This window comes from Cellvibrio sp. GW822-FHT04B05 (assembly GCF_058800985.1).
Genome location: NZ_JBXAMU010000001.1, coordinates 69,207 through 89,819 on the forward strand (window position 1 = coordinate 69,207; position 20,613 = coordinate 89,819).

Annotated in this window: 21 protein-coding genes; 7 read left to right on the plus strand and 14 right to left on the minus strand. The window is 50.9% G+C overall.

The window, feature by feature from the left end:
* Window positions 1–50: 50 nt before the first annotated feature.
* The 3 genes from AC1RJL_RS00350 to AC1RJL_RS00360 all read left to right on the plus strand — a co-directional run bounded on the left by AC1RJL_RS00350 (window position 51) and on the right by AC1RJL_RS00360 (window position 4,259).
* Window positions 51–3,035: a TonB-dependent receptor gene (locus AC1RJL_RS00350; protein WP_492910751.1), complete on the plus strand. Its 2,985-nt coding sequence runs from the start codon at window positions 51–53 to the stop codon at window positions 3,033–3,035.
* 415 nt (window positions 3,036–3,450) lie between these two features.
* Window positions 3,451–3,921: a CYTH domain-containing protein gene (locus AC1RJL_RS00355; protein WP_492910752.1), complete on the plus strand. Its 471-nt coding sequence runs from the start codon at window positions 3,451–3,453 to the stop codon at window positions 3,919–3,921.
* A 128-nt stretch (window positions 3,922–4,049) separates the two neighbouring features.
* On the plus strand, window positions 4,050–4,259 hold the full coding sequence (locus AC1RJL_RS00360) for a DUF2061 domain-containing protein (protein ID WP_435785142.1): 210 nt from the start codon (window positions 4,050–4,052) through the stop codon (window positions 4,257–4,259).
* A 106-nt stretch (window positions 4,260–4,365) separates the two neighbouring features.
* Here AC1RJL_RS00360 and tatC read toward each other — a convergent pair whose 3' ends face one another.
* From tatC to AC1RJL_RS00395, 7 genes are read right to left on the minus strand one after another with little or no spacing between them, the layout of a single operon-like run.
* Window positions 4,366–5,148: a twin-arginine translocase subunit TatC gene (gene tatC, locus AC1RJL_RS00365; protein WP_492910753.1), complete on the minus strand. Its 783-nt coding sequence runs from the start codon at window positions 5,146–5,148 to the stop codon at window positions 4,366–4,368.
* The gene (tatB, locus tag AC1RJL_RS00370; protein WP_492910754.1) at window positions 5,145–5,570 is read right to left on the minus strand and encodes a Sec-independent protein translocase protein TatB; all 426 of its coding nucleotides are present in this window, start codon (window positions 5,568–5,570) and stop codon (window positions 5,145–5,147) included. The genes tatC and tatB overlap by 4 nt, the downstream gene beginning before the upstream one ends.
* A gap of 10 nt (window positions 5,571–5,580) precedes the next feature.
* Window positions 5,581–5,862 (minus strand): twin-arginine translocase TatA/TatE family subunit, encoded by a 282-nt coding sequence (gene tatA, locus AC1RJL_RS00375; protein WP_492910755.1) that lies wholly within the window; start codon window positions 5,860–5,862, stop codon window positions 5,581–5,583.
* A 10-nt stretch (window positions 5,863–5,872) separates the two neighbouring features.
* Window positions 5,873–6,223: a phosphoribosyl-ATP diphosphatase gene (locus AC1RJL_RS00380; RefSeq protein ID WP_492910756.1), complete on the minus strand. Its 351-nt coding sequence runs from the start codon at window positions 6,221–6,223 to the stop codon at window positions 5,873–5,875.
* 16 nt (window positions 6,224–6,239) lie between these two features.
* Entirely contained in the window at window positions 6,240–6,620 is a 381-nt protein-coding gene (gene hisI, locus AC1RJL_RS00385; protein WP_492910757.1) for a phosphoribosyl-AMP cyclohydrolase, read from the minus strand.
* Between the two features lie 18 nt (window positions 6,621–6,638).
* Entirely contained in the window at window positions 6,639–7,505 is an 867-nt protein-coding gene (locus tag AC1RJL_RS00390; RefSeq protein ID WP_492910758.1) for an aldo/keto reductase, read from the minus strand.
* Window positions 7,502–8,782, minus strand: coding sequence for an FAD-dependent oxidoreductase (locus AC1RJL_RS00395; protein ID WP_492910759.1), 1,281 nt, complete (start codon window positions 8,780–8,782; stop codon window positions 7,502–7,504). Before AC1RJL_RS00395 ends, AC1RJL_RS00390 begins: the two co-directional genes overlap by 4 nt.
* A 145-nt stretch (window positions 8,783–8,927) precedes the next feature.
* On the opposite strand from AC1RJL_RS00395, the gene AC1RJL_RS00400 reads away from it, so the two are divergent.
* Complete coding sequence (locus AC1RJL_RS00400) at window positions 8,928–9,845, plus strand: SDR family oxidoreductase (RefSeq protein ID WP_492910760.1); 918 nt, start codon at window positions 8,928–8,930, stop codon at window positions 9,843–9,845.
* A 20-nt stretch (window positions 9,846–9,865) separates the two neighbouring features.
* Here the strand turns inward: AC1RJL_RS00400 and AC1RJL_RS00405 are convergent, their stop codons facing one another.
* From AC1RJL_RS00405 to AC1RJL_RS00425, 5 genes are all read right to left on the minus strand, one after another.
* Complete coding sequence (locus tag AC1RJL_RS00405) at window positions 9,866–10,951, minus strand: acyltransferase family protein (protein WP_492910761.1); 1,086 nt, start codon at window positions 10,949–10,951, stop codon at window positions 9,866–9,868.
* A 387-nt stretch (window positions 10,952–11,338) separates the two neighbouring features.
* Complete coding sequence (gene fabB, locus AC1RJL_RS00410; RefSeq protein WP_492910762.1) at window positions 11,339–12,550, minus strand: beta-ketoacyl-ACP synthase I; 1,212 nt, start codon at window positions 12,548–12,550, stop codon at window positions 11,339–11,341.
* A 140-nt stretch (window positions 12,551–12,690) separates the two neighbouring features.
* Window positions 12,691–13,215, minus strand: coding sequence for a 3-hydroxyacyl-[acyl-carrier-protein] dehydratase FabA (gene fabA, locus AC1RJL_RS00415; protein WP_492910763.1), 525 nt, complete (start codon window positions 13,213–13,215; stop codon window positions 12,691–12,693).
* Window positions 13,216–13,369: 154 nt separating this feature from the next.
* The gene (locus AC1RJL_RS00420) at window positions 13,370–14,332 is read right to left on the minus strand and encodes a polyprenyl synthetase family protein (protein ID WP_492910764.1); all 963 of its coding nucleotides are present in this window, start codon (window positions 14,330–14,332) and stop codon (window positions 13,370–13,372) included.
* Window positions 14,333–14,418: 86 nt separating this feature from the next.
* Window positions 14,419–15,192, minus strand: a complete 774-nt coding sequence (locus AC1RJL_RS00425) for a 4'-phosphopantetheinyl transferase family protein (protein WP_492910765.1) — start codon at window positions 15,190–15,192, stop codon at window positions 14,419–14,421.
* A 177-nt stretch (window positions 15,193–15,369) separates the two neighbouring features.
* Between AC1RJL_RS00425 and AC1RJL_RS00430 the strand changes: the two genes are divergently transcribed.
* Both AC1RJL_RS00430 and AC1RJL_RS00435 read left to right on the plus strand, forming a co-directional pair.
* Complete coding sequence (locus tag AC1RJL_RS00430) at window positions 15,370–15,867, plus strand: FKBP-type peptidyl-prolyl cis-trans isomerase (protein ID WP_492910766.1); 498 nt, start codon at window positions 15,370–15,372, stop codon at window positions 15,865–15,867.
* A gap of 238 nt (window positions 15,868–16,105) precedes the next feature.
* The gene (locus tag AC1RJL_RS00435) at window positions 16,106–17,341 is read left to right on the plus strand and encodes a DUF5009 domain-containing protein (RefSeq protein ID WP_492910767.1); all 1,236 of its coding nucleotides are present in this window, start codon (window positions 16,106–16,108) and stop codon (window positions 17,339–17,341) included.
* A gap of 178 nt (window positions 17,342–17,519) precedes the next feature.
* Here the strand turns inward: AC1RJL_RS00435 and dkgB are convergent, their stop codons facing one another.
* Together dkgB and AC1RJL_RS00445 are read right to left on the minus strand one after the other, a co-directional pair.
* Window positions 17,520–18,335, minus strand: coding sequence for a 2,5-didehydrogluconate reductase DkgB (gene dkgB / locus AC1RJL_RS00440; protein WP_492910768.1), 816 nt, complete (start codon window positions 18,333–18,335; stop codon window positions 17,520–17,522).
* Between the two features lie 30 nt (window positions 18,336–18,365).
* Window positions 18,366–19,577, minus strand: coding sequence for an MFS transporter (locus tag AC1RJL_RS00445; RefSeq protein WP_492910769.1), 1,212 nt, complete (start codon window positions 19,575–19,577; stop codon window positions 18,366–18,368).
* 97 nt (window positions 19,578–19,674) lie between these two features.
* Here AC1RJL_RS00445 and AC1RJL_RS00450 point away from each other — a divergent pair, with 97 nt between their 5' ends.
* The gene (locus tag AC1RJL_RS00450) at window positions 19,675–20,568 is read left to right on the plus strand and encodes a LysR substrate-binding domain-containing protein (RefSeq protein ID WP_492910770.1); all 894 of its coding nucleotides are present in this window, start codon (window positions 19,675–19,677) and stop codon (window positions 20,566–20,568) included.
* Window positions 20,569–20,613: the final 45 nt, after the last annotated feature.

The following is a 20,613-nucleotide window of genomic DNA, read 5'->3' on the forward strand; positions in this document are numbered from 1 at the left end:
GTGGGGAGCTTATGCGCTAGCAAAACAGATAACGAGCTGAGATAAAGCACATGAAAACATTTAACGTTAAGCCGCTGGCTGCTGTTGTTTCTGCATTGGCAATGGCTTCCCTCCCCGGTTACCTGCACGCACAGGAATCCTCTGGCACGATCGTAGAAGAAGTCACGGTGATCGGGTTTGCCAAGTCCATCCAGGACAGTATTGATATCAAACGTAACGCTGATACCGTGGTACAGGCGATCTCTGCCGCTGATCTGGGCGGTCTGCCGGACGTATCCATTGCCGACGCACTCGGGCGCGTTCCGGGCATTACCGTGACCCGCTCGGGCGGGCAGGCCGGTACTATCCAGGTGCGCGGTATGGGTGAAGGATTCGTATTCTCCACCCTTAACGGTCGCGAGCAGGTATCACCCAACGGTACCCGCGCCATGGAGTTCAGCCAATTTCCGTCCGAATTGATCCAGTCAGTTGAAGTCTATATGTCTCCCAAAGCATCGCTGATTGAAGGTGGGGTGGCCGGTACCGTCGAAATGAAAACCGCTAATCCATTGGCGATGGAAGATGAGCAAAAAATTGTTATCGGTGTGCGTGGCAGTTACAACGACCAGGCCGGTGATATTTACGGTGCGGAAGAGTTTGGTCAGCGCTTGTCGCTATCATTCCAGAAAAAATTATTCGATGACACTCTCGGTATTGCACTTGGTTATGCGCATCTGGTGCAGCCGCGTTCTGCCTCGCGTTTTGAGCAATATAATTACGAAACCGATCCCTATATTTTGATCAGTGGCAAAGGCCTCAACACTCACGTCGTGGATGAAAACTTTAACGAATTGCCGACCACTAACCGTCCCAATTCTGTTTTTATGGCGGAAGGTTTTGAAGTATTCCAGACCGGCGGTGAAGAAACTCGCGATGGTTATGTTGCGGCGATTCAATTTGAACCGAATGAAAACCTGTCGATTCAATCCGATCTGTTTTATTCGAAATTTGAATCGGACAGTTACTCGCGCGGCTTCCGCATCCAGCCACTAAAAAATGCCCAGGTTACCAGTGTGGTGCTGTGGGAAAACAATGCGGTAGTTGGGGGTGAATTCCTGACGAGTGATACCAGCCCTACCGCCTTCAATTTACAAATCAACAGTAACGACGTTACGCAAACCAACGAATTGTTATCCGGTGGTTTGAATCTGGAATGGAAAGAAGATGCGCTGACCGTTGCGCTCGATCTCTCCCACTCGGATGCATCCGGCGAACAAGCGGACGGTGTTGTACGTGCGCATTTGTATCGACCCAAAAGTGCACTGATTCCCGGCACAGATCCGTTCGAGCGCGATCCCGATCAATCGATGACATATTTGCTGGACGGCATCAATGTGCCCAGCATCAGTTTGAGCCGCGATTACACCCAATATGATTCCAGTGGCGTCAGCAATGTGCGTATGACCAACTACGAACGTTATCCGCGTATCAACGACGATGTTATTAGCGCGGCACGTTTGGATGTGAAATACGAATTGGAATTACCGCTTATCAGGTCGGTAGAGGCCGGTGCACGTTACTCCGAACGTAACCATAAAGATCGTCGTCAGGTATTTGTCTATGGCGATGGCGCGAACGGTACGATTACTACCGACTGGTCGCTACCGGTTACGACTGAAAATTCAGATGTAGTGAATTGGAAAGGTGAGTTTTCCCACTTCCCATCGTTCCTTGCAATTGATGGCGACGCCATTATCAAACAAGCCTATACCGATGGTTTGGTGTTAGGGCCGGTGCCACCGGTAACTGCCGACAATTTAAATCCGACTGCATCACCGCGCTCAATTGCACCTGCTGCGCGTTGGAGCGAAGGTCGCGATTGGTCGATGAAGCAGCGTTCCAATATCGATGAAAATGTAACAGCCCTTTATTTGCAAGCGAATATCGCCACCACGTTATTTGATCGTGATTTGGTCGGTAATGTTGGTGTGCGTTATGTTCGCAGTGAGCAAACAAGTACGGCATTGCTTAATGTCAACGGCAATCCGGAAAAAGGTGCGCAAGAGATTTGCGATGAAGTGGGGCAGTGCAGGGCGGACTTTTCCTACCAGGATTTGGGCGCGAAATACGATCACAATTTGCCATCGCTAAACCTGAACTACAGCCTCGCGGAAAATGATCAATTGCGTTTAGCATTAGCGCGCGTGCTGTCGCGTCCACCGATTAATCGTCTTGCTGCAAGCGACTCTGAAGGTTCTGTTTCTGTCGTAGGTAACGAAGCTTATTTTAATTACGGTGGCGACACGGCGACATCACCATTCCTGACGCCATTTATTGCAGATCAAATTGATATTTCTTACGAACACTACATGCCGGAAACCAACGGCTCATTTGTAATTGCCGGATATCATCGCGAAATTAAATCGTTTATTCAGGATATTACCTACGAGAATTATGATTTCCGCGCGAATGGTTTTGATATGCCCGACACCTGGGATATCACTGACGGTGGCATCATTGTCGAAACAGAAGTACTCAATGGCGATTACAAAACGGTTATTAACAATATGGAAGGCGGGTTTATTCGCGGCCTGGAATTGTCGTACATCCAAACGTTTAATTTCTTGCCGGAATTTTGGTCAGGCTTGGGCGTAAGCACCAGTTACTCGCTGACGGACAGCGAAATCAGCGTAGCAAACCCGGTAGAAAGTGTGCGGGGCGGTAATACTTTGCCATTCCCTGGTTTGGTAGAAAAATCGGCGAACTTCACCATTTTCTACAGCTACGGTGGTTTTGAAACGCGGTTATCAACCACCTTCCAGGATTCATTCGTAGGCGAAACGCGCAATGTTAATTTGCAGCCGATCGTATATGCACCTGAGACTTTATTGGATTATCAGGCTGCGTATAAGTTTGATAATGGTTTGGATCTGGTGTTTTCAGTCAGCAACTTGACCAATGAACCTAACAGAAGCTACATGTTCGATGAAGAATTGACTCGTACTTTGCAATGGTTTGGTCGCACGTTCTATATGGGGGCCAATTACACTTTCTAAAATGTGACTCTGAATGCAGTGCTGAACGTTGCATAAAAAAACCGTGCATGAACGTGCGCGGTTTTTTTATGTATAAACCGGGGTTAGCAACAGAGCCCCAAAAAATTACATACGTATGGAGCGTGAATGAATACGTATGTATGCCATTGAGAGTGAACTGGGTTCACTTTAGGATGAATCTATTACAAGTGCTCATTTCTCTAGTCAGCTTTTTGTAAATGTAAGTCTCTGTTTTGTTATGTCGTCGCTGTTGATAATTCGGCGCAGTAATACTGCGCCTTTTTTCTTTCTGCTGTCCCCGTCATCCCGTTCATTTCATCAAGCTCATTCACCCACAACGTTTGTTCCTTGAGTTGCCATCTTGCATGAACTAGGCTAATGCCAGTTGGATGCTGTTTTTTTTGGGATGAAGGTTATGGCAATTGAAATCGAACGTAAATTTTTAGTCGTTGGCGATGCCTGGCGTGACGCGCCGGCTGTCTTTTATTCCCAAGGGTATTTGAATCGCGATAAAGCGCGCACGGTGCGGGTGCGTATCGCCGGTGACGAGGCCTTTTTAACCATCAAAGGTATTTCCGAGGGCGCGCGCCGCGCCGAATTTGAATATCCCATTCCGCTCTGGGATGCGCGCGAGTTATTGACGTTATGTGAGCAACCATTGATTGAAAAATACCGCCGTAAGATCCTGCATGACGGTTTTGTCTGGGAGATCGATGAATTTGTCGGGAAGAATGCCGGTTTGGTCGTCGCCGAAATCGAACTGCCCGCCGAAGACACTGGATTCGCTTTGCCTGAATGGATTGGGCAAGAGGTCACCGGGGACGCGCGATATTTTAATTCCAGCTTATCCAAAAGCCCATTTTCGACATGGGCAATTAGTGCATAATTAATAGTTAATTGCTATTGGGTCTGTTGTTCCAATTTTCTTTGATAATAATTATCGTTTGTCTAGTATGGGCACATGGGCTGAATGCAAATCGCTGATCAGCCACCCCTGGCAGAGAGGATTTTATCATGGCAAAGACAGCAACATTCGCAGCAGTGCACTTCACCGTCGCCTTCTCCGTGGGCTATGCGCTGACCGGTAGCGTGGTAATTGGAGGAACCATGGCGTTGGTTGAGCCTGCGATTAACACCGTGGCCTTCTATTTTCACGAGATGGGATGGAAAAAATTTGAAGCTAACAGAGAGGATTTACAGGAAGCACTTGCCAATAGTGTTTAGTAAAAAATGCCAGTATTGAACTGCACCCCAAAAGTTGGACACCCTGTCCAACTAAGTAAGGTGCAGTTCATATTTGCTGGCATTTTTATGGGAGGTTTTCTCGAATTTATGACTGAACATCGGTTTTATTTGAGGTTTCGGTATCGGCGTCGTCTTTGGGGCGGCTCTTTTCAATCAATCGCCCGCAAAACAAACCCGCCTCAAATAACATCCACATCGGAATAGCGAGTAACAGCTGTGACATCACGTCCGGTGGAGTCAGCAGCATGCCGATAACGAAGCATCCCACAATAATGTAAGGACGTTTGGCGACCAGGCTTGCGGTGGTCGTCACGCCAGCCTGGATCAGTAAGATGGTGGCGATAGGAATTTCAAACGCGAAACCAAATGCGAAGAACATGTGCAGGACAAAGTCCAGGTACTTGGCAATGTCCGTCATGGTGGTTACGCCTTCCAGCCCGATCCCGGTCATAAAACGAAAGATCGTTGGGAATACGATGAAATAAGCAAATGCCATACCCGCAAAAAACAGTATTACGCTCGATACCAATAAGGGCACGGCCAGGCGTTTCTCATGTTTGTATAAGCCTGGCGCAATGAATGACCAGATCTGGTACAGCAGGAAAGGAACGGAAATCAGCAGCGCCACAAAAAACGTCAGCTTCATCGGCGTGAGGAATGGCGATGCCACATCGGTGGCAATCATGCTGGCACCCGCTGGCAGCACCGCCAGCAGAGGACGTGAGACTATCCCATAGATATCCGTAGCAAACGGAAACAGGCAGATAAAACTGCCCAGCAAGCAATAAATAATGTGTAGCAGCCGCGTACGCAATTCCAGCAGATGCTGGACCAGCGGCAGCTCTTTGTCGTTGGACTCAGTGCTCATGGGGTTTTGTCGGGGGCCTTGGTGCTGGTCTCAGTCAGTGCGACAGGTTCGGTAGTCTTGATAACTTCCGCCGTCACAACCGGCTTCTCGTCCATGTGGGCGTGGTCGGGTAATTCCTGATGTTCGTAAACACGCGGTTGGTCTTGCGGTGAGGCGGTAAGCGATGCCTGTTGCAGGGTTTTCTCCATCTCCAGGCGTGTCTCTTCGATCCGCTGCATAATTTCTTCGTTATGCAGTTGGCGACGTATATCGTCTGCACCGATTTGCCGTTCGATTTCGCTGCGCGTTTCGCGCAGGCTGCGTTTAAAACGTCCAATCCACAGGCCGACGGTGCGCACAGTTTCCGGCAAGCGCTCGGGTCCAATAACCACCAGCGCCACCACCAGGCAAACTAATAATTCGCTAAAACCAATATCAAACACGACTAAGACCTTAGGATTGTTTGTGGTCGGTTTTGTCTACGGTCTGTGCCGTGGTCGTATTTGCCGTTTTTTGGTCAATGATTTTTTGCGCTTCCTGCTTTTCCTGTTCGGCCTTTTCGGTTTCTTCATTACTCATCGAGTTTTTGAAGCCTTTGATGGCGTTGCCAAGATCGCTGCCCAACGAGCGCAGGCGTTTGCCACCGAACAATAACAATACAATCACCAGAATGATGATCAATTGGGTTGGGCTACCAAAGTTACCCGCATAGCCTATAGCGTTAGTTGCACTCATGTTTAATTCCTCACCCGTTTTGGGGGTTAGTGTTGCGCGCTGCTTTTTCAGTGTGTCCGGAGACATCAAAGCGACGCGCCAATTCGTTTAAAACCGCATCAGCGCTCTCGCCGACATGTGACAGCATAACGAGCGTATGAAACCAGAGATCTGCTGTTTCATAGATGAGCTCGCTATTGTCGCCGCTGGTATGTGCATCCTTTGCGGCGATAATCGTTTCGGTGCACTCCTCACCGACCTTTTCCAAAATCTTATTCAGCCCTTTTTTGTGCAAGCTGGCAACATAAGATGAGTCTGCATCCGCATTATTTTTGCGTGCTTCCAGAATTTCCGTCAATTGTGTGAGGATATCGTTACTCATGAAGTGCCTGTTTCCACTAATAAATGTCGCTGGGATCTTTTAATACCGGGTCGATACTCTGCCATTCGCCATCTTTTAGTACACGGTAAAAGCAGGATTCACGGCCGGTATGACATGCGATGCCGCCCAGTTGTTCCACTTGCAGGACAATCACGTCTTCATCGCAGTCGAGGCGGATTTCGTGGAGTTTCTGGATATGGCCGGAGGTTTCGCCCTTATGCCAGAGCTTGTTGCGTGAGCGCGACCAATATACTGCTTCGCCGCGCTCGGCTGAAAGTTGCAATGCGTCACGATTCATCCAGGCCATCATCAGGATGCGGCCGGATTGGGCATCCTGGGCGATGGCGGGAACCAAGCCATCGCTATTCCAATTAACCGTGTCTAACCAACTGCTCATAATTTACTCTGTAGAATTTCACGCCAGCTTTTGTACACGCAATGCTTTTATTAGGTTAGCGTGCAAATGTTGTAAATTGACGGTGCCGATGATGGCACTGGTAACCCCGGGCGGAGCGTAGGCGAAATTTAGCGCGCTCTGGATGGGGTCTTGTTCCCGGTCTTGCTCTTGGGGTTCAGCGGAGTTTCCGGTTTCCACTGAAACGGGAGGCGCATCATGGCAGATATGGCCGCTCGCGAGAACCTTTTTTAGCAAAACTGCCACACCTTGTTGCGCGCATTTATCGATCACTGCTTTTTCGTCGGGGTAATCCCGGTTGTACACCAGCATTACCGCATCGCAGACTTCGGCCGCCGCAAGTCCGCCCTCCGGCGTCTTGCTTGATATCCCCAATGCGCGAATCCAGCCTTCCTGTTTAAGCTGTTGCAAGGTATGCAGGGCGCCGGTGTTTTGCAGTATCTCCAGATCGTTGCCGTCCGAGTGAACCAGCACCAGGTCGAGATAATCAGTGCGCAGGCGCCGCAGGGAGCGCTCCACACTCATACGCGTGTGTTTGGCACTGAAGTCAAAGCGGGATACGCCCTCATCGGAGAATTTACCGGCTTCAAATTCTTCGCCGACCTTGGTGGAGATCACCCAGTGTTTGCGCTCTTTCCATAGCAGATCGCCCAGGCGCTCTTCGCTGTAACCGTAGGATGGGGCGGTATCGAGAAAGTTTACGCCCATATCGCGCGCGCAGCCGAGCAGGGCGCGGATTTGTTCATCGCTGGGCAGGCTAAAGGTTTCCGGGTATTTCAGGCTTTGGGTGCGACCGAATTTTACGGTGCCCAGACCAAAGGTGCTTACTTCCATATCGGTGCGGCCGAGGCGTTTGCGCGGCATCATTCAACATCATCCTCATCGGGTTCGTGAAAGCGTAACGCCAATGCCTCTTCAGCGCTGATGGCGGGCGGGAAAGCAATTTCCCACGGGGTTCTGGCAATTTCGGCGTAGGGCAAATAGTCGTGCAAATTGCCAGCGCCAACTGATGGTGTTATCCCGTCAGCTTGCAATAACTCGAATACCTGATTGGCGAGATTGGGCGCTAGCGTCAATTTGGTTGGCCAGCCCACCAAGAGGTTGGCGGCACCCTCGGCGCGGGTGATAAAGGCATTATCGGGACGCACAAAGTTAGCCTGTAAAGGCTCGGCGCGGTCGACGCGCAAAGTCGCCCACTCGGCACCCTCAAGGTTCATCCAGGGTATAAGCTCTTGCAATTCCTGCTGCGCCAGTTCGATCAACTCGTCAGCTGGCATCCGCGCACCTTTTTCGGCGAGGCTGCCACCCAGATACCACACATGACCGCCATCCGGCAGGCGATGGCTGGAGATAGTCAGGCGCGGTGTGGATTCGCGCCCGAGGCAGTGGCCATAAAAATCGAACGGGTGATGATGCTTCACTATCACTTGCTGGAGCGGACGCAGTTGCATCGCCGGGCTAGCCAGATCCAGCTCGCGCAGCAATTCGGCATTGCCTTTACCGGCGGTAAAGATAAAGCGTTGGGCGTGGATCTGGATATTCTGTCCGTCCGTATTGATCGAGATACTTACCCTGCCATCGACACTTTTGTGCATCTGCGTATTTGACCAATCGATCAGGAAGCAGTGGCCTTCGATATTGTGGGCGAGATTGGCAACCAGGCTCGGGGCATCGATTACCAGATCCTCCAAACGATACAAGCTCCCCGCAAACAGTGGGTGGCGCAGCAGCGGCGGGCGACGGTCGAAATGTACGGGTTCGACGCGGCCGCGGGTGACCTTGCTGGCCAGAAAGCCGGTGATCTTGCTGCCCAGGTCATCACTCGACCACATAAAGAAGTGGTCGCTGAGGATGCGGGTGTGGCGCAAATTGACATCGCCTTCGCCGCACAGGCAGGCACGCCAGTGTTTGGGCATCTCGGCGATGGCTTCGGAGGCACCGGTGAGTGCGCCGGCGAGGGTATATTTCATGCCGCCGTGGATCATGCCTTGGGAGGCGAGGGTTTGGTCGCTACCCAGTGCCCTGGATTCAAATAACGCCACGGCAAAGCCGGCACTTTTGGCACGATTGGCCAGCCAGAGTCCGGCCACACCGCCGCCAATAATGGCCAGATCGAGCTGGATACTAAGCGGTGCTTGGCTCATGGATACTGTAATTCCTTAAATGGTACCTTGGTTGTATCTTGGGTGTTCCTTCCTGGGAAGGCGGATGCGTTGATTCAAAGGGCGCGCAGTATAAGCCTTCTGCGCGCGAATTACCCTTGCGGAAACTGCGGGTTCTACTGCTAATATGGGTAAAAATTTTACGGGTATCCAGATAGCGATGTCATTCAAGTTATTGTTAACCGATGTAATTTCCCCTTTGGGCAAAGCGCTGGAGCACGAGCTGGAGCGGGAGCCATTCAAATTGCTCACGCCCGGCGCCAACGAACTCGATTGGTCTGACTCGCAGAGCCTCACTGCTTATCTGCAAAAGCATCAGCCGGAGCTGGTACTCAATTGTCGCGGCTGGGAAGAGGCATTTCATCGCGGAGGCCAGGAGTTGTTGGTTGCCACGGCCCGACAGCTTGCCCAAGCGTGCGGAACAGCAAAAATTCCGCTAATCCAATTTTCCAGCTACAGCGTCTTTGGTGGCGATACTAAGGGCACGCACAGTGAAAAAGATACAGTATCTCCACTTAACGATACCGGGCGTGCATTTGTCGAGGCAGAGCAAATAGTTGCCGGGCAGGTGCCCAAGCACATTATTTTACGGCTGAGCTGGGTGATTGGTGCTTATGGCGATAACTTGCTTACACGCTTGCTGAGCGCATTTCTGGCAGGTGCTTCGGTGACGGTCAATCGCCGGTTGCGCGGTGCACCGACAGCCTTATCGGATGCGGCGCGAGTGGCGGTGGCAATGAGTAAACAAATCCACTGCGGCGCTGACAACTGGGGCGTAATGCATTACTGCAGCAGCGACTCCTGCACTGAAGACGAATTCGCTGAACAATTGTTGCAATTGCTTATCCAGCAACAACTGCTCACCGCTGAGCCGAGTCTTAGTCTGGTTGATACTGAAGAGCTTAATGAACCGCTCAGCGCTATCCTTGGCTGCCGTCGCGCGCGGGATTATTTCGGCATTCAGGCGCGCTCCTGGCGCCCGAGTTTATTGCCGCTGGTAAAGCAGTGGTTGCACAATCGCGAGCAAAGCAAAGAGCGCTACTGAGCTTTGCCCGCGCAGGGAAATCACGCTGCTTCCTGAATGGCTTTTGGTCGTCTTCTCAAGTGCTCGCCAAGGCGCGAGCCTTCTACTTCCACTAAGCGATAAGAAATCTGCGCCACTACCAGGCAGCACACTATCGTAACCGCGCAATAGGTAAGTGCTGCGAGTCCGGTATTGCCCATGAATGATGTCACTGCGTTTAACAGGATCACCAGCAGGATCGAATGGGTGAGATAAAGGCTGTAAGACACGTCGCCCAAAAATTTAAATGTGCCGCCATTGAGTAGTGAGAAGCGCTGCGGCAGATAAAAAATAATCGCAACTACGGGCGCAATCGACGCCGTCTCCCAATAAACAATCCACACATCGCCGTAACCTTCACCGGTCACTGGGCGCACTAGATAAAAACTCGCCGAGAGCGCGAGGATAATCAGCCAGAAAGCGGCGCCCGGAAGTTTTTCTGTCAGCGTTGCCAGCCACTTGCCCCACAGCAATACCGTTAAACCGACGAAGAAACTGATCATGTAAAAATGCCAGTAATGTTTGAAATCAACCGGGATTAATGACAGCGCAATGCAGGCGACGAAGGTGAGTAAAACATTGCGCAAGCGCGTACCTGATAACAGCATCAGCGGAATTAAAATCGAACCGATCAGCTCGACAAAAATCGACCAGCTTGGAGGATTGGCTTTGAGCGAGTAACCCACATAGCCGACGATAAATTTCATGGGGGTGAAATCGCCGTACTCACGTGGATTTAACGGATAACGCATTTGGGGATCGATAAATAATAAATAAATTCCGCCGATGGTGACCGTCACAATCATCAACGGCATGATGCGGAAAACGCGGCGATGGAAATAGAGTGCAATCGAGGACGATGTCAGCCCGCTTTTTGCCAGAGATGCACCAACCACCAAACCACTCAATACAAAAAAGAATGTTACTGCGGCGCTGCCATTAAAAATGGGAGGGAATGTAAATCCAAATGCTTCGACAACCCTGCCTTGCAAATGGAATAGCAGTACGATCACTGCTGCTACGCCGCGCAATGCATGCAGCGGCATATTGAAACCTTGCTGTTTAGCGGCTTCGATAAATAAGTTCATACAATAATCCCTATGAGGAAAGGGCAAATACAGGTGCCAGGGCGCACAGAAGTGCAATGAAGGTCCGTGCGGGATGTGGATGGGAAAATAAAAAATTAATTCAGGTAATTGCAGATTTTTAACTCGCAATCGGCAGGAAGGGATGCAGGCAATGTGCCATGAAAACTGATGTGCCAGTTGATTAAAATTTTTGTGAACAGTTTGACAAAGTGACGTGCAAAAATCTTATCAAGTTATTTGGTGCGACAAAAACTGATGGGCAAAAGTTTGATTTTTGAGCAGGCTGCATCAATGCGATGCATAAAAAAACGCGAGCTTTTGAGGTTCGCGTTTTCGATGTGTAGACTTTACGTTTTTTTGTGTAATAAACGTTGGAATTTTTAACACTTATACGCGCTGGAATACCACTGTGGCGTTAGTGCCGCCAAAGCCGAAGCTGTTAGACATTACGCGATCCAGTTTCACACCATCCTGACGCTCAAGCACAATCGGCATGCCTGCCGCTTCCGGATCGAGGGTTTCAATATTGGCGGAGGCGCAGATAAAATCATTTTCCATCATCAGCAAACTGTAAATCGCTTCCTGTACACCGGTAGCGCCGAGGCTGTGGCCGGTGAGGGATTTAGTAGAGCTGATGGCGGGGATCTTAGCGCCAAAGGTTTCTTTAATCGCTCTCAATTCCGCAAGGTCACCTACTGGAGTAGAAGTGCCGTGGGAGTTGATGTAATCAATGCTACCGTCAACGGTAGACAGCGCCTGCTTCATGCAGCGCACCGCGCCTTCGCCGGACGGGGCAACCATATCGTAGCCATCGGAGGTCGCACCGTAGCCGACGATCTCGGCATAAATTTTTGCGCCGCGCGCTTTGGCGTGTTCGTATTCTTCGATTACCAGACAGCCGCCACCACCGGCAATAACAAAACCATCGCGGTTCGCATCGTAGGCGCGTGAGGCTTGGTCGGGAGTATCGTTGTATTTGGTCGACAGTGCACCCATCGCATCAAACAAGGCGGTCAGGGTCCAGTGCTCTTCTTCACCGCCACCGGCAAAAACCACATCTTGTTTGCCGAGCTGGATTTGCTCCATCGCAACGCCAATGCAGTGGGCGCTGGTCGCACAGGCTGAAGAAATCGAGTAGTTAACGCCTTTGATTTTAAACGGGGTCGCCAAACACGCCGAGGTGGTGCTGCCCATGGTTTGGGTTACCCGGTAAGGACCGACACGCTTCAAACCTTTTTCGCGCAGGATATCGGCGGCTTCAACTAAATTCATGGAAGACGCACCGCCGGAGCCCATAATGATACCGGTGCGTTCGTTGGAAACCTGCTCTTCGCTCAAGCCGGAATCGACAATAGCTTGTTGCATGGAGAGATAAGCGTAAGCTGCTGCATCGCCCATAAAACGCAGGACTTTGCGGTCGATCAGTTCGGACAAGTTGATATCCACCGAGCCTGCAACGTGGCTGCGAAAGCCTTTTTCTTTGTAGGCTTCCTGGAATTTGATACCGGAACGGCCAGCGCGCAATGCATCCAACACGGCATCTTTATCATTGCCCAGGCAGGACACAATTCCCATACCGGTAACAACAACGCGTTTCATAGGCTACCTCTTTCGTATTTAGCAACAGCGCCCGAACCACAAGGTTGCATAGTCGGCGTGCTTGAATCTGACGTGGTTAAAAAGGCGAGCATTATGCCACAAGCAGTCAGGTGCTCGCCCGTTATCATTATTGTGGACAGTTAGAAGCTGTCGGTGTTCTGGAACAGGCCAACGCGCAGGTCGTGAGCGAAATAAATGTCTTTGCCGTCGCAGGATACACGGCCATCGGCGATACCCATGATCAGCTTGCGCTCAATCACACGCTTCAGGTTGATGTGGTAGGTGATTTTCTTGGCGGTAGGCAGGATCTGGCCAGTAAATTTCACTTCGCCACAACCCAATGCACGACCGCGACCGGGGTTGCCTTTCCAGCCGAGGAAGAAACCAACCAGCTGCCACATAGCATCCAGGCCCAAGCAGCCAGGCATTACCGGGTCGCCGGGGAAGTGGCATTCAAAGAACCACAAGTCAGGGTTGATATCCAGTTCTGCAATAATCTCACCTTTACCAAATTCTCCACCTGTCTGGGCGATATGTACGACGCGGTCGAGCATCAACATATTGGGTTTGGGCAATTGCGCATTGCCTGGGCCGAACAGGAGGCCATCACCGCATTTGAGCAGGTCTTCACGGCTGTAGGAGCTTTTGGGTTCAAAGGTGGTCATGGATTTTACTCTGCTAGTGATCATCGAGCGCAGGCTTTGCCAGCGCAAAAGTGCGCCATTCTAACCGCTGTGGCCCAGTTGTCCAGTTGGATACCGCCGGTAGCGCCAGCCACCGGTGTCGATTGATGTGGATGCGCCGGTTAAGGCGCGAGTGTTAAAAGCTGCGTGCCAGGGAGAATTCAGCCAATTGTTTCATCGCCTGGGTGTAATGGTTATCCGGCAATTGTTGCAATTGGTCGAGGGCTTGTTGAACGTGTTGCCTGGCCGCATCGAGGGTGTAGGTCATACCGCCGGTCGCCTGGACTATCTCTAAAATCGCAGGCAATTGGCTGGCATCGCCGTTGCGGATTGCGGTGGCGATCAATTCCGCTTGCGCCGGAGTACCGGTGCGCATGGCGTAAATCAGTGGCAGGGTAGGTTTGCCTTCGGCCAGGTCATCACCGACATTTTTGCCGAGGGTTGCAGCATCGCCGGTGTAATCCAGTGCGTCATCAACTAACTGGAACGCGACGCCGACATGACGACCGTAGCGGCGCAATGCTTCGCGCTGGGCCGGTGTAGCACCGCATTGCACAGCGGCGACTTCACAGGCGGCCGCAAACAGGATCGCGGTTTTTTTATCGATTACGCGGAAGTAATTCTCTTCATTTACATTCGGGTCTTTGGCATTGACCAATTGCTGTACTTCGCCTTCGGCGATGATATTGGTGGTATCGCTCAGGATCGCCATCACGTCCATGCTGCCAATGCCCACCATCATCTGGAACGCGCGCGAGTAGAGGAAATCACCGACCAGTACGCTGGGGGCATTGCCCCATTGGGCGTTGGCTGTCGGGCGGCCGCGGCGCAAGTTGGACATATCCACTACGTCGTCGTGCAGCAGGGTCGCGGTATGGATAAATTCGATAATCGCCGCCAGCGATAAATGCTCTTTGCCTTGATAGCCGAGCGCGTTGGCCGTCAACAATACCAGCAGGGGACGCAAGCGTTTGCCGCCGGCCTCGACCAGATAGTGGCCAATATTTTCAACCAGACCGACATCGGAGTGGAGTTTGTCGATAATCAGTTGGTTTACTGCAGTGAAATCGTCTTTCACGGCTTCATGGAATGGCAGCATGGAGTCTTCTTATTTATTAACGATGGAATATTTATCGGATTCGGGTAACTTTTCAGGCGGCAATGCTAGCAGTGGAGGCTTGAGAGTCAAGGAAAAGCTGGGTTTGCCAAGGCATCGAACCACTTCACCGCAAGCGGCTGACGGCTCTTGCCCGCCAGTGCGCAGTAATCTTGTCCGCTCAATGCCCACTGGTGAAAATGCCATTCACCGGTGCCTTGGTCGAGTTCGGTTGCTATCTGCGCGCGAATATTATTGCCGTCGAGTTCAAACAGGATTTTCTCCAACCCGGCAGAAATTCCGGTGCCTATGGCCTTCAGTGCCGCCTCTTTTAAGGTCCAGAGGCGATAGAAATAATCGGTTTGATGGACAGCCTCCAGCGTCTGCAAATGGGCAAATTCTTGCGGGTGGTAATAGCTTTCGGCGATACCCGGTAAATCCCGTGTTGCGCGTATCGCCTCCACATCAACTCCCACCAGCTCGATACGGCCCACCGCCAACAGTGCCCAATGGCCACTGTGGCTGAGGCTGAATTGGATATCGCTCTCCGGCAAATAGGGTTTGCCTTTATCAGTGCGCAAAAAACTCACCGCGGCAGGCGGCAAACCTGTGTAGCGCGCCAGCACTGCGCGCAGCAACCAACGGCTGGCGACGTATTCGTCCTTACCGCGGATAAATTTCTGCGCGCGGTCGTGCTCATCGCTGTTCATCATCTGCCCTGCGGCGGTGATATGGTCGGCGGTGAATTGGCGGATGTCCAGCAACCACAAATGCACATCATGTTTCCCCGGCACGCCGTCTTCGCTGAAGGATGCGGCGGAGGAAAAAAACGGTGCTGGCAGTGGGGGTGTGAGTGTCGGCATATATATTACGTCTATGAAGGTGTGCGCATCATACGCTGGTTGTCTTTATCTGCGTGCAGCCGGCGGTTGGGAAATCCGGCCGGGCGTTTTTATTTTGCGTGCTTTCCCTAAATCAGCGACAATCCGCGCCCTCAAAAAAACTATTTCTACTAAAACAAACGCCATTTTGGAGTTGCTATGCACATCACTGCCGACAAAGTTGTCAGCTTCAACTACCGCCTGAGCGAAACCGGCGGTGAGTTGCTGGAGTCATCCTACGATTCAGAACCCACCCTTTATCTGCATGGTCACAAAGGTTTGCTCGCTGCGCTGGAAGAGGCGCTGGAAGGCAAACAAGTGGGCGATAAGGTCACCGTGAATGTTACTCCCGAGCAAGGTTACGGCCCGCGTCAGGAAGGTGCTACCCAGCGTATCCCGATCAAGCATTTACACGGTCATGAGAAGCTGAAAGGCAAACTTAAGCCCGGTATGAAAGTCGCGGTAAATACCCAGCACGGCCCATGGGATGCATTGGTATTGAAAGTCGGTAAATTTAACGTGGATATCGACAGCAACCATCCATTGGCCGGTAAAAACCTGGACTTCGAATTGGAAGTAGTTGACGTCCGCGATGCGACCGACGAAGAGCTGGCGCACGGCCATGCCCACGGTGTTGGTGGCCATCACCACGACTAAGCCTCAGGTTGTTTTGCCCCGTAAAGCCCGCACTGGTTGCGGGCTTTTTATTGGGCGCTCGCCAACCACCGGGCGGGGCGTGTAGGGAATTGTAAATCGTCAGTCAACGTTGTCATTTTTCGATTGCGGCTTTAGGCGTCGCTCGGTTATTGTGGTTTTCGGACAGAATCCAACCACAATAACTGGCCTTGATAAGAGCAAAAACTACAGCATAACAATATCCACACGGGCAAATACAATGAGCAATCCAGCAACCAATCCTGCTATCAATCCAGCAGTCAACGCTAATCGCGTTTTATCGATTGATGTCTTCCGCGGCATCATTATTTTCACCATGGTTTTTGTTAACGAACTCGCCGGTGTCGCCGATGTGCCGCAGTGGATGAAGCACTTGCCGGCCAATGTCGATGGCATGACGTTTGTCGATCTGGTCTTCCCTGCATTTTTATTTATCGTCGGTATGTCGATTCCGTTTGCGATCCAGGCGCGCGCCAACAAAGGCGATTCAGCGCTGGAGATTTTCAGGCACATCGCACTGCGCAGTTTTGGTTTGATGGTGATCGGCGTATTTATGGTAAACGCCGATTCGGGTTATGACGCCGCGGCGATGAGTATCTCTATGCCGTTATGGACACTGCTGATGTTTATCTATGTATTGTTGATCTGGTCGAATTATCCCAAAACACTTTCACCGGCGATTTCGCTGGGCGCAAAACTGATGGGCGTTGCCGGTTTGGTGATGCTCTGGTGGATGTATAAAGGCCCGGACAATACCGGTATGACTACCCAGTGGTGGGGCATTCTCGGGTTGATCGGTTGGGCGTATTTAATTGCGGGTACTTTGTTTTTAATCACTCGTCAATTTGCTGCACCTGCTACACAATTTTTCACTCTGGCATTTGCATCGCTATTGTTGATTGCCATATTTTTTGCGTTGGATACTGTTAAGGCAGATTTGGCTAATGTGCCGGTGTTGGGGGCAATTGTTGAGTTCAATGGCAACCATACCCACGCTGCGATTGTGTTGTCGGGTGTGATTCTTTCGCAATTATTTTATCTGCCTGATTTTGCAGCGAGTAAATTCAAAAATTATCTGGTATTTACTGGCGTGATCGCATTACTCGCATTTGTCAGCTGGCAGGTTTCGCCGATTTCCAAAATTTGGGGAACGCCGAGCTGGGCATTGTTCAGTGTGTTCTTTTGTTGTTTGATTTTTGGCGCGGTGTATTGGTTGGTGGATGTAAAACAGCAGCGTGCCTGGACGGCATTTTTTGAACCTTCGGCGACTAATCCGCTGCTGGTTTATATCCTGCCGTACATAGTGTTGTCACTGTGTGGAATTTTCGGTTTCTATCTGCGTCCGGAAATGTTTAATGCGGGTTTGCCGGGCATTATGTGGAGTTTGTTTTTTGCCTGCGTGATTATGGGTATTGGTGCTTTACTGACTCGTGTCGGTTTGCGCGTTAAGTTGTAATTTGGCTAGGTGCTACGAAGAATTTGGTGCTTCGTAGTACGTTTGCTGTTAGCGTATTTTTTCGAAAACGCATAAATCCGTCCATGGAGCTCACATTCGCCATCCATGGCTCACGTGTTTCGAAAAAATACGCTAACAGCAAACTCGTGCTGCAGTAGACTGCTGGTTCGGTTTTAAATTAATCCCACTTAGGTGCAAATCCCGGATTTGCAATTCTCTCTCGGCTATCAAGTCCTGCAATTGCGCTCATCTCTGCATGACTCAATGTAATTTTTCCCGCCGCTAAATTGCTCTGCAAATTTTCGCGTTTGGTGGATGACGGAATCACCGCAAAACCTTGCTGTAATGACCACGCCAGCGCAATTTGTGCGGCTGTTGCATTATGGGCTGCGGCAATTTTCTGGATCACCGGTTCCTGAATTACTTTGCCATAAGCGAGTGGCATGTAAGCGGTGATGTGGATTCCCTGTTGCTGCGCAAAATCCACCAATTTTCGGTTTTGTAAAAACGGATGTACTTCCACTTGGTTGGTGGCGATTTGGTCTGCGCCTACACTTACGATTGCTTGTTGTAAATGGTTGATAGTGAAGTTGGATACACCGATTAACTCAGTCAGCCCCTGCTTTTTGGCTTCCAGTAATTGCTCCAGATAAACCGCAACCGGAATTTCATCGTTGGGTGATGGCCAGTGAATCAGGGTGAGATTTACGCGCTCCAACTGCAATTTATGCAGGCTTTCTTTCAGGCTGGGAATTAATTTTCCTTGCGCAAAACTATCGATCCAGATTTTGGTGGTGACAAATAATTCGCTCGGTGAAGCCTTGCTTGCCGCAATTGCGCGGCCAACATCGGCTTCGTTTTTGTAAATCTGTGCGGTATCGATATGACGATAGCCCAGCTCTATACCATTGCTTACGGCATCGAATGCTTGCTGGTCTTGCAAGCGAAACGTACCTAAACCCAGTGCGGGAATTTTTGCAGTTGAAGTGCTCATAAATAATCTCCGGTAAAAAATTAATTCAAATTAACGTGTGCTGATAATCGCATCGTTTGGAAAGTTGGTTGAACTGGGATTGGCGCGATCAAGTCGGCCGCTCCAGTGAGTCAGAAAAATCGCACCTGCAACAATTAAGGCTCCGATCCAGGGTGTATGCTCCAATCCCCATTGATTGACAATCAAGCCTCCGCCCCAGGCGCCAAGGGCAATCCCTACATTAAACGCCGCGATATTCAAACCCGATGCCACATCGATCGCATGTGGTGTGTGGTGTGCTGCCTGTTGCACCACGTAAACCTGCAGGCCGGGAACATTGCCGAATGCAAATGCGCCCCACACCAATACAGTTGCAATCGCCAGCCAGGGGGTGGATGCGGTAAAGGTAAATACCAACAGTACCAACGCAAGGCCGCCAAAAATAATTTGCAATGCAGCAATCGGGCCTTTTTTATCGGCGAGTTTTCCACCCCAAATATTGCCTACCGCAACCGAAACACCATACACCAGTAATACCAGCGCGACGCTGCCGGAACTTAAATCGGTGATCTGTTCCAGAATCGGCGCGAGAAAAGTAAACGTAACAAATGTGCCGCCGTATCCTACTGCTGTCATCGCATACACCAATAACAAGCGCGGTTGTTTTAACACCTGCAACTGTTGCAAAACCGACGCGGGTTTGTTGTGTGGTAAATTTCCAGGAATAAAAAACAAGCTGGCGAGAAATGCGATCACACCTAGCGCAGAGACCGCTAAAAATGTCGCACGCCAACCAAAATGCTGGCCGATAAATGTGCCCAAAGGTACGCCGGTAACTAACGCAACCGTGAGGCCGGAAAACATAATCGCAATTGCGCTCGCGGCGTTATCTTTTGCAACCAGGCTGGTCGCAATCGTTGCACCAATAGAAAAGAAAACGCCGTGTGCAAGTCCGGTCAGGATACGTGCCATTACCAGCGATTCATAACCCGGTGCCTGCCAGGCGACAAGGTTTCCAACAGTGAACAACAGCATCAAGCCAAGCAGTAATAATTTGCGCGGCAACTTACCGGTGAGGGCAGTTAGCAGTGGTGCGCCGACCGCAACACCCACAGCGTAAAGGCTGACGAGCAAACCGGCGGATGGCAGGCTTACCTTTAAATCATTGGCAATAGTGGGAATCAGCCCGACTATCACAAACTCGGTGGTGCCTATGGCAAAAGCGCTGACCGTCAGTGCCAGCAGGGCAATGGGTAATCGCATGGCGTAATCCTCTCAATGGTGATTAGGCCATTGTCCCAAGCTTACCTTTGCAGAAAAACAGGTGTATTTGCATAATATTATTGAATAAAATTCAACAATGAAAACAACGCTCGATGAAATGCAGGTTTTTGTGGCGGTGGTTGATAGCAGTTCTATCACCGCTGCTGCCGATAGTTTGGGGCAGACCGTATCGGCAATCAGCCGCGCACTGGCGCGCCTCGAAGAAAAGTTGGGAGTGACCTTGCTGCGGCGTACTACGCGGCGTCTGGAGTTAACCGAAGAGGGACAAGTGTTCCTGACGCAAGCCTGCAAAATCATCAACGCGGTAGAAGATGCCGAAGAGCAGATGCAGGTACGTCGCAACCAACCGGCGGGTCTGTTGCGCGTCAATGCCGCATCACCGTTTATGCTGCATGTGTTGGTGCCGATGGTGCGCGGCTTTCGCGCGCAGTATCCCGACATCGAATTGGAATTAAATACCAACGACCAGATTATCGATTTGCTGGAGCATCGCACCGACATTGCAATCCGCATCGGCGCCCTGGGCGATTCGAGTTTGCATGCGCGCCCGCTGATGACCAATCGCCTGCGCGTTCTCGCCAGCCCGGATTATTTGCGCGAGTGCGACGAGCCGCAATCGGTTGCAGAATTATCGGCGCATCGCCTGTTGGGTTTCACTCGTCCGGAGTCACTTAATGCCTGGCCGCTGCGCAATGTGCAGGGCGATAGATTGACTATCGCACCCTGCGTGCGCGCATCGAGCGGTGAAACGTTACGACAGTTGGCGCTGGCAGGTGAGGGGATTGTTTGCCTTGCCGATTTTATGACGCAAGCGGATCGGCAGAATGGAAAACTGGTGCAGATTTTGGTGCAGGATACGGTCGAAGTATTACAGCCGGTGAACGCTGTTTATTACCGCAATACTGCACTTTCATCGCGGATTTCCTGTTTTCTTGATTACGTCAGTGCGCACATCGGCAATTGTGAATAAATAAAAATACAGCAAAGATAAATAAAAACGCGGTTAACTAAATAC

Bases quoted from the DNA above. Each gene is read 5' to 3' on its own strand.
- fabA (WP_492910763.1), bottom strand. From the start codon at position 13,215: ATGACCACCTTTGAACCCAAAAGCTCCTACAGCCGTGAAGACCTGCTC.
- AC1RJL_RS00425 (WP_492910765.1), bottom strand. From the start codon at position 15,192: ATGCCGACACTCACACCCCCACTGCCAGCACCGTTTTTTTCCTCCGCC.
- AC1RJL_RS00350 (WP_492910751.1), top strand. From the start codon at position 51: ATGAAAACATTTAACGTTAAGCCGCTGGCTGCTGTTGTTTCTGCATTG.
- AC1RJL_RS00450 (WP_492910770.1), top strand. From the start codon at position 19,675: ATGAAAACAACGCTCGATGAAATGCAGGTTTTTGTGGCGGTGGTTGAT.
- hisI (WP_492910757.1), bottom strand. From the start codon at position 6,620: ATGAGCAGTTGGTTAGACACGGTTAATTGGAATAGCGATGGCTTGGTT.
- AC1RJL_RS00400 (WP_492910760.1), top strand. From the start codon at position 8,928: ATGGGTAAAAATTTTACGGGTATCCAGATAGCGATGTCATTCAAGTTA.
- AC1RJL_RS00435 (WP_492910767.1), top strand. From the start codon at position 16,106: ATGAGCAATCCAGCAACCAATCCTGCTATCAATCCAGCAGTCAACGCT.
- fabB (WP_492910762.1), bottom strand. From the start codon at position 12,550: ATGAAACGCGTTGTTGTTACCGGTATGGGAATTGTGTCCTGCCTGGGC.
- AC1RJL_RS00420 (WP_492910764.1), bottom strand. From the start codon at position 14,332: ATGCTGCCATTCCATGAAGCCGTGAAAGACGATTTCACTGCAGTAAAC.
- AC1RJL_RS00380 (WP_492910756.1), bottom strand. From the start codon at position 6,223: ATGAGTAACGATATCCTCACACAATTGACGGAAATTCTGGAAGCACGC.
- AC1RJL_RS00430 (WP_492910766.1), top strand. From the start codon at position 15,370: ATGCACATCACTGCCGACAAAGTTGTCAGCTTCAACTACCGCCTGAGC.
- AC1RJL_RS00390 (WP_492910758.1), bottom strand. From the start codon at position 7,505: ATGATGCCGCGCAAACGCCTCGGCCGCACCGATATGGAAGTAAGCACC.
- AC1RJL_RS00395 (WP_492910759.1), bottom strand. From the start codon at position 8,782: ATGAGCCAAGCACCGCTTAGTATCCAGCTCGATCTGGCCATTATTGGC.
- AC1RJL_RS00405 (WP_492910761.1), bottom strand. From the start codon at position 10,951: ATGAACTTATTTATCGAAGCCGCTAAACAGCAAGGTTTCAATATGCCG.
- AC1RJL_RS00445 (WP_492910769.1), bottom strand. From the start codon at position 19,577: ATGCGATTACCCATTGCCCTGCTGGCACTGACGGTCAGCGCTTTTGCC.
- tatA (WP_492910755.1), bottom strand. From the start codon at position 5,862: ATGAGTGCAACTAACGCTATAGGCTATGCGGGTAACTTTGGTAGCCCA.
- AC1RJL_RS00360 (WP_435785142.1), top strand. From the start codon at position 4,050: ATGGCAAAGACAGCAACATTCGCAGCAGTGCACTTCACCGTCGCCTTC.
- dkgB (WP_492910768.1), bottom strand. From the start codon at position 18,335: ATGAGCACTTCAACTGCAAAAATTCCCGCACTGGGTTTAGGTACGTTT.
- AC1RJL_RS00355 (WP_492910752.1), top strand. From the start codon at position 3,451: ATGGCAATTGAAATCGAACGTAAATTTTTAGTCGTTGGCGATGCCTGG.
- tatC (WP_492910753.1), bottom strand. From the start codon at position 5,148: ATGAGCACTGAGTCCAACGACAAAGAGCTGCCGCTGGTCCAGCATCTG.